We start from the raw sequence: 13003 nt of genomic DNA on the forward strand, positions 1-13003 counted from the left end.
TCGCGCCTGCCGATCCTCAAGGAAATCGGCGGCGGCGCCATCCTGTGCCTGATGCTGCCGTCGATCCTGGTGTTCTACGGCTTCTTCGGGCCGGCGACGATCGACGCGACCAAAATGCTCATGAAGGAAGCCAACTTCCTGTACTTCGTGATCGCCAGCCTGGTGGTCGGCAGCATTCTGGGGATGAGTCGTTTCATCCTGGTCCAGGGCATGCTGCGGATGTTCATTCCCCTGCTCGTCGGCACCCTGGCCGCCGTTGCCAGCGGGTTGCTGGTCGGCAAACTGGTGGGCTACAGCTTTCACCACACGTTCTTTTTCATCATCGTGCCGATCATTGGCGGCGGGATCGGCGAAGGGATTCTGCCCCTGTCGCTGGCCTACTCGGCGATCCTCGGCGGCACCCCGGATATCTACGTGGCGCAACTGGCGCCCGCCGCCGTGGTCGGCAACATCGCGGCGATCATCTGTGCCGGTTTTCTCGCGCGCCTGGCACTCAAACGCCCGAACATCAATGGTGAAGGTTTGCTGATCCGCGCCAAGGACGAGAACGATAAATTCAAGGTCAAGGAAGACACCGGCTCCCTTGTCGACTTCCGCGTCATGGGTGCCGGGGTGCTGGTGATCTGCGCGTTCTTTGTCCTCGGCGGCCTGCTGGAAAAAGTCGTGGGCATTCCCGGCCCGGTGATGATGATCCTCGCGGCGGTACTGTTTAAGTACCTTCGGGTGCTGCCGGAGAAACTCGAGAAAGGCGCCAACACCTTTTACAAGCTGGTGTCGTCGGCCTTCATCTGGCCGGTCATGATCGGCCTGGGCATGCTCTACGTGCCGCTGGACAGCGTGGTGAAAGTGTTCTCGGTCGGCTATGTGCTGGTGTGCGTCTCGGTGGTGGTGTCGATGACCGTGGCCGGCTTTTTCATTGGCAACCTGATGAAGATGTACCCCATCGAATCGGCCATCGTGACCTGCTGTCACAGCGGCCTGGGCGGCACCGGAGACGTGGCGATCCTCTCGGCTTCCAACCGCATGTCGCTGATGCCGTTCGCGCAGATTTCCACGCGCATTGGCGGGGCTTCGACGGTGATTCTGGCGACGATACTGTTGCGGCTTTTCGTTTGAAAACGAGCCGTCCGCGAGGTCATTCCAAACGCAATCAACACCGGTCCGGCGCCGGTGTTTTGCTGTCTGCAACACCCCCCTCCCGATTGGCCGTTATCGGCCCAGCCGATTCAAACCTGCGAATTATCGATTTGTGCAGTGGTCCGTGGACCGCGAGCATGGCGTCACTTCCAACAACAAAAACCAAGGACCCGCCATGACCGCCCGATTTCACAACCCAGTGGATACCCGTTTCGGCTGGGGCAGCCTGCAAGAGCTTGCCGCCATCACCGAACACCAGAACGTTGCCGTCGTGACCTTTCCCGAAGCCCGTGGCCTGGGGCTGGTGGATCGCCTCCAAGCGTTGCTGGGCGAACGCTTGGTCTACGTGATCGAAGATGTCCAGCCCAATCCCGATGTCGCGCAACTGCGCGCAACCTATGAACGTTTCTGGCAAGAGGCCGGCGATTGCCATGCGGTGATTGCCGTCGGTGGCGGCAGCGCCATCGACACGGCAAAAGCGCTGATTGTCGGCACCGAGTCAGGCCGCTTCGATGAGTTGCTCGCCTTGCTGGCAAGCGGCAAACCCTTCGTCCCGGCACGCAGTAAACAGCTGATCGCGGCCCCGACTACGGCAGGCACCGGCAGTGAAGTCACGCCCTGGGCGACGATCTGGGACGCCGCCAACCACAAGAAGTATTCCCTGCACCTGGAATGCACCTGGCCAAAGGTCGCGATCATCGATCCGCAATTGATGCTCACGGTACCGGCCGGCGTCACCGTGTCCACAGGCCTGGATGCCTTGTCCCACGCACTGGAGTCGATCTGGAACATCAACGCCAACCCGCTTTCCGACACCTTCGCGATCTCTGCCATCGAGGACATCCTCGAATGCCTGCCCTTACTGCGGCGTGACCTGTCCAATCAGGAACTGCGCTCACGGATGGCCCTCGCCGCACTCAAGGCCGGAATGGCGTTCTCCAACACCAAGACCGCGCTGGCCCACTCCATTTCCTATGAGATGACCTTGCGCTACGGCCTGCCCCACGGCATCGCCTGCTCCTTCACCTTGCCACTGGTGTTGGGCCTTGCCTGGGGCCACGACGCAACGCGCGACAAGACCTTGCAACGGGTTTTCGGGCCAGACCTGGATAAAGCCCAGGCCCGCTTGCGCGCCTTCCTGCACAGCCTGGATGTGAAAACCGAGTTCGCCGACTACGGCGTAACGGCCGAAGAGGCGCAAGCCATGATCGACTTCGCCCTGCAGGGCGCGCGCGGCAAAAACTTCATCGGCTCACGAGCGGCCTAGGGCTCAACAGCCCCCCCAAGACACTACACTGCCAGCGGCGTAACGAGCCGCGACGATTTCCTGCCGCACCTGAAAAAGAGTGCACCCTGCGACGCAACTCGCAGGGAACGAACAAGAATAAGGAAAAGATCATGAATCGTGCCCAAACCATGCCAGGTCTCGCCGTACACACCGCATCGTTTCGCGTCGCCCAGTGGCGCATGCTGCTGGCAGCCATGTTTTGTTATCTGTTTTTCTATACCGGGCGACAAACGTTCGGTTTCGCCATCCCCGGTATCCAGGCCGAGTTCGGCTTTACCAAAGAGCACCTTGGCTGGGCATCGGCCGCCATGCTCTGGGCCTACGCCATTGGCCAGGCCATCAACGGCAACCTCGCCGACAAATTCGGTGGCCGACGCATCATGACCATGGGCGCCGTGCTGTCCTGTGGCGCCAACTGGGTGACCAGTTTCGCCAGCGGTTTCGCCGGGCTGATCCTGCCCTGGGGCATCAATGGCTACTTCCAGGCATTGGGCTGGGCACCGGGCAGTCGGCTGATCTCCAACTGGTGGAGCGCGGGCGAACGCGGCAAGGTCTACGGTTTCTATGTGTTCGCGGCCGGCTGCGCGTCGGTGCTTTCCTACGTGACCTCGATCGTCGTGCTGGAAGTGATGCATCTGGAGTGGCGCTGGATCTTCCGCCTGCCCGTGTTGCTCATGCTGGCGGGCGGCATCATCTTCTACCTGGTGGCCCGCGAGCGTCCGCAAGACCTGGGTTTCGAACCGCCTGCCGACACCGGTGTGGCCAACGCCGAGGACAAAAGCCATGAAGTGGCCCATGGCGAAGTCGAAACTTCCGCGCAGCGTTACAAGGCTGTTCTGAAAAACTTTCGCCTGATCATCGCCGCCGTGTCCCTGGGTTTCCAGAACGCCGCCCGCTACGGTTTGATCGTCTGGGTGCCGGTGCACTTCCTGGGTGCCAACTGGAAGACCGGCGACAGCATGATCGATCCGAAGTGGATCACCGTGGCCCTTCCCGTCGGCATGGCCATCGGTGCGCTGAGCAACGGCTGGATCTCGGACAAGCTGTTCGGCTCCAAACGCTACCTGGCGATCATGCTCTACATGTTCCTCGGCGCGGCGACCAGTTTGTGGATGTGGACCCTTGCCCCACACAGCGCGACCGGCCTTGTGGCCTTGTTCCTCTGCGGCTTCTTCGTGTACGGCCCCGCTTCCAGCTTCTGGGCGCTGTGCCCGGACCTGGTGGGCGCCAAGCGCGCCGGCACGGCGACCGGGGTGATGAACTTCTCGTCCTACCTGTTCGCCGGCCTGGCGGAACCGCTGATCGGCAGTATGCTCGACAGTACCGGCAACACCTCGCTGATCTTCATCGTGGTCACCGCTGCCTGTCTCTGCAGCGCGTCGGTAGCGCTGTTCATCAGGCGTTGATTGCCTGGCTGGACAGATTGAATCAGTGGCAGCGGCTCAGGAACAGGATCGTCTATGTACCAGTACCACAAGTGGCTACGTTCATTTCATGCAGTGGCCAAGACCGGGAGTTTCACCCTCGCCGCCGAGTATTTGAGCGTCGGCCAGCCCACGGTCAGTGAGCAGGTCAACGCCCTGGAGAAGAAGTTTTCCGTGGAGCTGTTCCACCGCCGCGGTCGCTTTATCGAAATGAGTGCCGCCGGGCACCAGCTCTATGCGATTACCCAGGGCCTGTTCGGCCAGGAGGATGAAGCCGTGCAACTGCTGCAGAGTTTCAAGCAACGCAAGTCCGGTATGTTGCGCCTGGGCGCAGTGTCCCCACCCATTGCGATGAACCTGACCTACGAACTGATGCAGCGGCACCCGGACATCGAACTGGAAACCTCGTTCTCTGCGGAAAAGGAGACCCTGGATCGCCTGTTCAACTTCGATATCGATGTGGCGATCCTGGCCCTGTCCGAATTCGACCAGCGTTTTGACACGCAGCTTTACCGGCGCTACCCGATCATTGCCGTGGTGCGGGACGACCATCCCTGGGCCCGGCAGAAAGAAGTACATGTCGAGCAGATCAGCGAAGAGAAATGGGTGCTGCGGGAAAAAAGCTCCCGTACTCGTCAACTGGTGGAGGAAAGCTGCAAGCACTTGGGCGTCGCGCTGAACTGCGTCATGCAGTTGAACAGCCGCGAGGCCATCGTGCATGCCATCGCCAAGGGCATCGGCATCGGTTTCGTCTCGGCCGTCGAGTACGCCGAAACGCCCGGCACCAAACCGATCACCTTCGTCAATCACCCGTTTTCCATCGACTACCACCTGTGCTGCCTGGGCATTCGCCGAAACCGGCCAATGATCGCGGAGCTGTTCGACTCTAGCCCAACGCCGAGCACCTGATTTCGTCTCACCCTTGAGCAATCCACAGGCTTACTTCCTGGCAACAGGAGGGACGGCCTGCCCACAACAAAAAATGGAGAAATACCATGAACTACCAACAACCGACCCAACTGCAAGCCGTGGTCCTGGACTGGGCCGGCACCGTTGTCGATTTCGGCTCCTTCGCCCCCACGCAGATTTTCGTCGAGGCCTTTGCCGAGTTCGGCGTCGCCGTTTCGCTTGAAGAAGCGCGGGGCCCGATGGGCATGGGCAAGTGGGATCACATCCGCACCCTGTGCAACCAACCGCAGATCGCCGAACGCTACCGTACGGTGTTTGATCGCCTGCCGACCGATGACGATGTCACCGCACTGTACGAACGGTTCATGCCGCTGCAGATCGAGAAAATCGCCCTGCACTCGGCCTTGATTCCCGGCGCGCTGAACACCATCGATGCCTTGCGCGACAAGGGCCTGAAAATCGGCTCCTGCTCCGGTTACCCCGCCGTGGTCATGGAAAAAGTGGTCGAGCTGGCGCGGCACAATGGCTACGTGGCGGACCATGTGGTGGCCACCGACGAGGTGCCGAACGGCCGTCCCTACCCGGCCCAGGCCCTGGCCAACGTGATTGCCCTGGGGATCAGCGACGTCGCCGCCTGCGTCAAGGTCGACGACACCTGGCCCGGCATTCTCGAAGGCCGGGCCGCCGGGATGTGGACGGTCGCGCTGACCTGTTCCGGCAATGCCCTGGGCTTGACCTACGAGCAGTACAAGGCCCTGCCTTCCGACAGGCTGGACAGTGAGCGGGCCCGCATCGTCAGGATGTTCGAAGGCTCACGCCCGCACTACCTGATCGACACCATCGTCGATCTGCCGGCGGTCATCGAAGACATCAATGCCCGACTGGCCCGGGGTGAAACACCGCAAGGGTCCTGAACGGATTCAGGCGTCAAGCGGCCGTCCCGTGGGCGGCCGCCTCACTTGAAAAAATCACTCGGCGTCTTGCCGAACTGCTTCTTGAACATGGTCGTGAACGCGCTCGGGCTGTCGTATCCCAGCTCCCCGGCGATGTCGATGATCTTCTCCCCGACGGCGATTCGTTCCAGCGCCAGCAGCAGGCGCGCTTGCTGGCGCCATTGGCCGAAGGTCATGCCGGTTTCCTTGCGGAACCTTCGCTGGATGGTTTTGGCGTCGAGGCTCAACCGCGCGCTCCAGTCCGACAACGTCGAGCCATCCCCGGGGTCACGCTGCAACGCGCTACAAATCTGGTTGATACCTTGATCGGTGGGCTGCGGCAGGTTCAATGGCAAGGTTGGCAGGATCGTCAGTTCATCCAGAATCAGGCGCAGCACCCGGGCTTCCCGCGAGTCCGGATTGCAATTGAAATCGAAATCCACCGAGACCTTGATCAGCTCACTGAGCAACGCGGACACACTCACCGCCCGGGTTTCAGCGGGCAGATCCGGGCTTGCGTCGGGGTGCACAAACACGCTGCGCATCTTGATCGGTCCCACGCAGCGAATCGAGTGCACTTCCCCACTCGGCATCCAAATGCCACGGCTCGGTGGCACTGTCCATTGGCTCGTGGCGGCGTGCACCACCATCACGCCTTCGATGGCATAGATCAGTTGATGCTTTTCATGGGAATGCGGCGCGATAAACCAGTTTTCCGGGTAGTCGGTCGCACTGCTGCGAACGCTCCAGCCGCCCTGGTCGATCTCCGCTAGAAATGTCTGCAATGGCTTGATCATGACGCCCTTTTTGCGATGGTCCATGCCCGAGTTGCGTGAGACGGGCGCCCTTGAGGCCCATAGGATAACGCCGAACCCTGAAATGGGCTGCGCCTTGCGTTCGCAGTTCGCGTTTTTTATCCGGAAACTCGCCCATGTCGACCACTACCCTGAGCTCACCCTCACCCACCGTCTCGGTTGCAAGCCAAGCCAGCCCCCTGGTCATGCGGGTCATCGGCGCTTGTGCGCTGGCGCACCTGATCAACGACTTGATCCAGGCGGTGCTGCCGTCGATCTACCCGATGCTCAAGGCCAGTTATGGCTTGAGCTTCACTCAGGTCGGCCTGATCACCCTGACCTTCCAGCTCACTGCTTCATTGCTGCAGCCATGGATCGGTTTCTACACCGACCGACACCCCAAACCGTGGCTATTGCCGGCCGGCATGGTCTGCACCCTGATCGGCATTCTGATGCTGTCGATGGTCGGCAGCTTCCCGGCGATTCTCGTGGCCTCGGCGCTGGTGGGGGTTGGCTCGTCGACCTTTCACCCGGAGACCTCGCGGGTGGCACGCCTGGCCTCGGGCGGTCGCTACGGCCTGGCGCAGTCGACCTTTCAGGTTGGTGGCAACGCCGGCAGCGCCTTCGGTCCGCTGTTGGCCGCCGCGATCATCATTCCCTATGGCCAGGGCAACGTCGCGTGGTTCGGCCTGTTCGCGGTGTTCGCCATCCTCGTTCAGTACGGCCTGAGCCGCTGGTATCGCAATCACCTGAACCTGTTCAAGCTCAAGCAAGGCAGCAAGGCCACCCACGGCCTGTCGAAACAGCGGGTGACGTTCGCCCTGGTAGTGCTGGCTCTGCTGGTATTCTCCAAATACTTCTACATGGCCAGCTTCACCAGTTACTTCACCTTCTACCTGATCGAAAAATTCGACCTGTCGGTGGCCAGTTCGCAGTTGTACCTGTTCCTGTTCCTCGGTGCCGTCGCGGCGGGTACGTTCTTTGGCGGCCCGATCGGCGACCGGATCGGCCGCAAGCGGGTGATCTGGTTCTCGATCCTCGGCGCAGCGCCGTTCACCCTCGCCCTGCCCTACGTCGACCTGTTCTGGACGGGCGTGTTGAGCATGATCATCGGCTTCATCCTCGCCTCGGCATTCTCGGCCATCGTGGTCTTCGCCCAGGAACTGGTGCCCGGCAACGTCGGCATGATCGCCGGGGTGTTCTTCGGCCTGATGTTCGGCTTCGGCGGGATCGGTGCTGCGCTGCTCGGGCATCTGGCGGATATCCATGGCATCGAGTACGTGTACACGCTGTGTTCGTACCTGCCGCTGCTGGGGATTCTGACGATCCTGTTGCCTTCGACCCGGGGTGCTCGCTGAAGGATTCAGCCGATCACTTTTGCTACCAACCTTGTAGCACTCGGTAACACCCGGCACTGTTGCGGTGCGTCTTTTCCACGACGCGCCGCCACCCACCCCGCTCCACATGGGCAAACCCGCCATGGCGTACTTTGTGCATCCAAAGGCCATCCCCTTCTGCCTGTAGTCGCCATGCGCCCCAAGGAACTGAAACTCTGGACCACCGGAGTCGCCCACCTGCTCGACCTGCCTGCCGGGCATGCGCGGCTGTCGGGGTTGAGCCATTGGCTTCGGCAAATCTGCCCGGTCGATCATTTCGTGTTGTTTGTCTACGAAGGCAATCACCGGCCACTGGCGTTGTTCGATACGTTCTCGGCGGACAAGCGCGCGGTGTATGTCGACGACTACCAGTGCGGGCCTTACCTGCTCGATCCGTTCTACCTGGCTTGTACACGCGGGCAGGCGCCGGGACTGTGGCGTCTGCGCCAGTTCGCCCCCGACCATTTCTACCTCGGCGAGTACTTCCTGACCTATTACCAGCAAACCGGACTGGCCGAGGAAGTGGCGTTTTTCGTCGACCTCGGAGGTGGCGCCACAGCGGTGTTGTCGCTGATGCGCTCCAGTGCCAGTTGCGCATTCAGCCGGGACGAAATGCAGTTGGTCGAGTGTGCGCAAGCGGTGGTCGAGCAGGTTATCAATGAAGCCTGGCGTTTGCGTCAGGCCCAGCAACCGCGCCCGGCGCAAGACCTGGACTTCAAGATCCGCGAAGCCTTCGACCACTTCGGCGCGCACATCCTTACCGGGCGCGAGCAGGAAATCGTTCAACTGTTGCTGCGCGGCCACTCCAGCGCTTCCGTGGCCGAACAACTCAACATCAGCCCCGGCACGGTGAAGATTCACCGCAAGAACATCTACGCCAAGCTGGGCATTGGCAGTCAGTCGGAGTTGCTGGGGTTGTTCATTCGGGAGCTGACGGAGGATCCGTTGCAGGCGCCCGGCCTCAGGCTGCAAGCCTGATGCCCGTTGGTATACGCATATCCCTGTGGGAGCGAGCTTGCTCGCGATTGCGGCCATACATTCAACATCCATGTGTCTGACACACCGCCATCGCGAGCAAGCTCGCTCCCACAGTTCTGCCGGTGATCTGGAGATTGTGGTCAGGGCGGATCAAGCTGATCCAGCGCCCGATTCACCGCCAACTCCCCCAGCATGATCACCTGCGCGATGCCAAGCAGCGCATTGCGGCTCGAACCTTCCAGATGATCCACCAGATCATTGGCCATGACATTGGCCGACGCCAGCGACTCGCAGGCGTGCACCAGCAAGGTTTCGGTATTGAGTTCGGGATTGACGATGAACATCGTGCTGGGTTTGCGCGGCGTCGCCATGATCTGGGGGCCGGGGTTGAGGTCGTGATCGAGGCTTTCGTACGGGGATGCCGGATCGGTATCCGGCGGGTTGGGTGTGACCTTGAACATAGTGAAACTCCTTGTACCGTAAAAAGGAGCCATCACTCTCACGCTACCAAACGTAGGGTGGTGGCCATACGCAGGTTGGTAGACCGGGTACAAGGAAACCGGCGCGCCCGAAGACGCCCTGTGCATGGCCACCATGTAGCAGCAGAGCAGAAAAACGCTGCTGATAGTGACGCGTTGCACCTTGTAAAACCGGGCTACCAAACCCGATCACTGCTTTTTTTCAGCGACCGGCCAACGATAAAACCCAGCCCCAAGGCGCACAAGCCGGCGGATTCTGGCGTACCTGTAGGCAACGACGCAAGGTGTTGTAGCTTGCGGGAAGTAACGCTGACAGCGCTTAAACACCACGCTCCAACAGCGGGTTTACACGCCCTACAGGCGTTGAAAATATCAGGGAAATGCAGGAAATATCCGACGCCCTTTTAAGGTTGGCCGTCGGAAGTTCGAAGGTTAACTTTGCAGCTCCAGGCAAGTACAAGCGATGGCGAAGGAGACCAAATCGGTGCGTCTAAACCAGCAGAAAAACACAGTCCGATATGCGCAGACCTTGAAACACGCCATTAACGTGTTTGGCAATCAGCAATTGGCTAAGGATTGGCTAAAGAGACCTTGCAAGTATCTGGAAGGCAACATTCCGCTGGAACTGATCAGCAACTCGCCTGGATACCAGAAGGTTGAAAATTATCTGACCCGGATTGAACTCGGGGTTTATCAATGATCGTTACGTCATACGTCTACTGAAAAACTTGCAGCTTGCAGCTTGCAGCTGCTCCTATCCCCCAAGGGATATATACACCGCAAAACCCCCATTGCTAGTTTGGCCCCCGACGCACTGATTCATCACTGCAACGGAGCCCGCCTCGTGAACAACAGCGTGAACGACAACCCGCCAAGCGATATCGAATTCTGCAATGTGGTCAAACGCTATGGCGAGGTGCAGGCCGTCAACGGTCTTAATTTCGCGGTGCGGCGTGGCTCGTTTCATTCCTTTCTCGGCGGTTCGGGCTGTGGCAAGACCACCACCCTGCGCATGATCGCCGGTTTCGAACAGCCCACCAGCGGCGAGGTGCGTCTGGCCGGCAAAAGCGTGGCTGGGGTGCCGGCGTTCGAGCGGCCGGTGAACATGGTGTTCCAGCATTACGCGTTGTTCCCGCACCTGACCGTGGCGCAGAACATTGCCTACGGCCTGCGCTATCGCACGCCGCGCCCGGACAAGAAACAGCAGGTGCGCATGGCCGATGAGGCGCTGGAAATGGTGCGTCTGAGCGGCTTCGGTCAGCGCAAGCCGAGCGAGCTTTCCGGCGGCCAGCAACAGCGCGTCGCCCTCGCCCGCGCCTTGGTCAACAAGCCGACGGTGTTGCTGCTCGACGAGCCACTGGCTGCGCTGGACCGCAAGCTGCGCAAAGAGATGCAATCGGAACTGCTGCGTCTGCAACGCGAGGTCGGCATCACCTTCGTGCTGGTCACCCACGACCAGGAAGAAGCCCTGTCGATGAGCGACAGCATCAGCGTGATGCACAACGGTTCGATCATCCAGACCGCCACCCCGGAACAACTCTACGAAGCTCCAGCCAGCCGCTACGTCGCCGACTTTATCGGCGAGTCCAACCTGTTCGACGGCACCGTGCGCCAGCTCAACGGCAACTCGGTGGTGTTGCGCACCGAGCAAGGGCTGGAACTGACCAGCCCCCTCACCCCCACCGGAAAAAGCCTGAGCGCCAACGCCGCCGGCTGCATCGCCGTGCGCCCGGAGCTGATCAGCATCGCTGGTGCCAATGCCGAAATGAGCCGCGAAGTGAAGCTGCCGGGCTGCGTCGAAGATCGCATTTACCTGGGCAATTCCACCGAATACCGCGTGCGCACCCAGGCCTTCGGCGTGGTCTGCGTGCGGGTACCGCGCCAGCAGGATCACGGCGCCAATGCATTCGAACACGGCGCAGCGGTTCGCGTCGGCTGGGATCACGCCAATGGGTTGGCCATGGCGTTGTAAATCATCGATTCGTTTCATCAACCGGATGTGGAGCGTGTTATGGACCAGAAGACTTTTATAAAAACCCTGCGCAGCTGGCAGAACGGCTCGATCAGCCGCCGGGAGTTCCTTGGTCGCACCGGCCTCGGCATTGCGGCAGCAGTGGTCGCCACCAATATGCCCGGTCTGTTGACCTCCGGCGCCGAGGCCGCCGAGCAAACCAAGCTCGGTGATCGCTTGTCGCTGGCGACCTGGCCGAACTACCACAGCCAGGAAAACCTCGACGCCTTTGGCAAGTCCACCGGCGCCCGGGTGTCGATGAGCGTGTTCGGTTCCAACGAAGAGATGCTCGCCAAACTGCAGGCCGGCGGCAGTGGCTGGGACGTGCTGGTGCCGACCAACTACACCATCAGCACCTACGTCGGGCTGGGCCTGATCGAACCGCTGGACCTGTCGCGCATTCCCAACTTCGATGCCTCGGCGTTCCAGCAGAAATTCATGGCCCAGGGCACGGTGGACGGCAAGGTCTACGCGGTGCCGAAAAACTGGGGCACCACCGGCATGCTCTACGACACCGGCAAACTGAAAAACGGCCCGACCAGCTGGAAGGAATTCTGGGTCGCCGCCCAAGGCCCGGCCAGTGGCCGGACGATGGTCCACGACTACCAGCTGACCGCCATCGGCAATGCCCTGAAGAGTTTCGGCTACAGCTTCAACTCCCTGGACCCGAAAGAACTGGCCGACGCGGAAAAGCTGCTGATCGAGGTCAAGCCGCACCTGTTCGCGATCAACTCCGACATTCAGCCGTCGATGCGCAGCGGCGATGCCTGGCTGGCGATGTCGTGGACCGGCGACGCCTCGCAGCTGCACCGCGACAACGCGCAAATGCAGTTCGAACTGGGTAAGGAAGGTGGCGAGCTGTGGAGCGACTTCTTTGCGATTCCGAAAAGCTCGGAGCACAAGGACGCCGCCTACGCGTTCATCAACTACCTGCTCGATCCGCAGCACAACAAACTCGAAGTGCTGAGCCACGGTTACCCGAGCGGCGACAAGCGTGTCGACGCGCTGCTGCCTGTGGCGATGCTCGACGATCCGATCATGTACCCGGCCGCCGAGGCCCTGAGCCCGCTGGAATTCGGTGCCGCCGCCACGCTGACCAGCCCGGCCCGCGCCGAACTGATGGCGCGTTTCAAGTCCGCCTGATCGCTTGACCATGGCCAATGAGGAGTCATCCATGAATGCCGCCGCCCACCCGCAAACGGTGCAGCCGGGCCATGCCCTGGCGGTCGAGGTACGCCAACGGCGCAGCCTCGGCCGACGCATCACCCTGCTGATGCTCTTGCCTTCGACCCTGTGGTTCCTGCTGCTGTTGTTGATGCCGCTGGTGATCATCCTGGTCTTCAGTTTCGGCGAGCGCAGCGCCGTGGGCGGTTACGCCGGTGGCTTCACCCTGGCCAACTACCTGAACCTCGGTTCTCGCGGCGCGGCATTCAGCAACACGCTGATGCTCGCGCCACTGGGCACGTTGATGTGCCTGGTGGCAGCGTATCCGCTGGCGTACTTCCTCGCGGTCAAGGTCAGCAGGAACCGCTCGCTGCTGCTGACCCTGGTGATCGTGCCGTTCTGGACCAGTTTCCTGATCCGCACCTACGCGTGGATTTTCATCCTCAGCGGCAAAGGCATTCCGGCGCTGCTGGCCAGCCTGGGTCTTGAGGATGTGCGGCTGATCAACACG

At 61.0% G+C, this 13003-nt stretch carries 13 protein-coding genes; 11 read left to right on the plus strand and 2 right to left on the minus strand.

Annotation, left to right across the window (positions count from 1 at the left end):
- The 5 genes from PMI29_RS06750 to phnX all read left to right on the plus strand — a co-directional run.
- Positions 1-1116, plus strand: a 1116-nt coding sequence (locus tag PMI29_RS06750) for a 2-hydroxycarboxylate transporter family protein (protein WP_008001830.1), incomplete at its 5' end; no start/stop codon positions are given.
- A gap of 196 nt (positions 1117-1312) precedes the next feature.
- Positions 1313-2404: an iron-containing alcohol dehydrogenase PsrA gene (gene psrA / locus PMI29_RS06745; protein WP_008001832.1), complete on the plus strand. Its 1092-nt coding sequence runs from the start codon at positions 1313-1315 to the stop codon at positions 2402-2404.
- 131 nt (positions 2405-2535) lie between these two features.
- A complete protein-coding gene (locus tag PMI29_RS06740) occupies positions 2536-3831 on the plus strand; it encodes an MFS transporter (RefSeq protein WP_008001833.1) in 1296 nt (431 codons plus the stop codon).
- Positions 3832-3885: 54 nt separating this feature from the next.
- Entirely contained in the window at positions 3886-4758 is an 873-nt protein-coding gene (locus PMI29_RS06735) for a LysR substrate-binding domain-containing protein (protein ID WP_008001835.1), read from the plus strand.
- Between the two features lie 86 nt (positions 4759-4844).
- The gene (gene phnX, locus PMI29_RS06730; RefSeq protein ID WP_008001838.1) at positions 4845-5672 is read left to right on the plus strand and encodes a phosphonoacetaldehyde hydrolase; all 828 of its coding nucleotides are present in this window, start codon (positions 4845-4847) and stop codon (positions 5670-5672) included.
- A gap of 41 nt (positions 5673-5713) precedes the next feature.
- On the opposite strand, the gene PMI29_RS06725 is transcribed toward phnX, so the two are convergent.
- Positions 5714-6487, minus strand: coding sequence for an AraC family transcriptional regulator (locus PMI29_RS06725; protein WP_008001840.1), 774 nt, complete (start codon positions 6485-6487; stop codon positions 5714-5716).
- 134 nt (positions 6488-6621) lie between these two features.
- Here PMI29_RS06725 and PMI29_RS06720 point away from each other — a divergent pair, with 134 nt between their 5' ends.
- On the plus strand, positions 6622-7842 hold the full coding sequence (locus PMI29_RS06720) for an MFS transporter (RefSeq protein ID WP_008001842.1): 1221 nt from the start codon (positions 6622-6624) through the stop codon (positions 7840-7842).
- A 171-nt stretch (positions 7843-8013) separates the two neighbouring features.
- Entirely contained in the window at positions 8014-8838 is an 825-nt protein-coding gene (locus PMI29_RS06715) for a response regulator transcription factor (protein WP_008001844.1), read from the plus strand.
- A gap of 140 nt (positions 8839-8978) precedes the next feature.
- Here the strand turns inward: PMI29_RS06715 and PMI29_RS06710 are convergent, their stop codons facing one another.
- Positions 8979-9299, minus strand: coding sequence for a DUF6124 family protein (locus tag PMI29_RS06710; RefSeq protein WP_008001846.1), 321 nt, complete (start codon positions 9297-9299; stop codon positions 8979-8981).
- Positions 9300-9780: 481 nt separating this feature from the next.
- Here PMI29_RS06710 and PMI29_RS06705 point away from each other — a divergent pair, with 481 nt between their 5' ends.
- The 4 genes from PMI29_RS06705 to PMI29_RS06690 form a co-directional block, all read left to right on the plus strand.
- On the plus strand, positions 9781-10017 hold the full coding sequence (locus PMI29_RS06705; protein ID WP_008001848.1) for an MbcA/ParS/Xre antitoxin family protein: 237 nt from the start codon (positions 9781-9783) through the stop codon (positions 10015-10017).
- 144 nt (positions 10018-10161) lie between these two features.
- On the plus strand, positions 10162-11289 hold the full coding sequence (locus PMI29_RS06700; RefSeq protein WP_008001849.1) for an ABC transporter ATP-binding protein: 1128 nt from the start codon (positions 10162-10164) through the stop codon (positions 11287-11289).
- 39 nt (positions 11290-11328) lie between these two features.
- Entirely contained in the window at positions 11329-12471 is a 1143-nt protein-coding gene (locus tag PMI29_RS06695) for an ABC transporter substrate-binding protein (protein WP_008001851.1), read from the plus strand.
- Between the two features lie 31 nt (positions 12472-12502).
- Positions 12503-13003, plus strand: a 501-nt coding sequence (locus PMI29_RS06690) for an ABC transporter permease (RefSeq protein WP_008001852.1), incomplete at its 3' end; no start/stop codon positions are given.

The organism is Pseudomonas sp. GM49 (assembly GCF_000282355.1).
Classification (GTDB): Bacteria; Pseudomonadota; Gammaproteobacteria; order Pseudomonadales; family Pseudomonadaceae; genus Aquipseudomonas.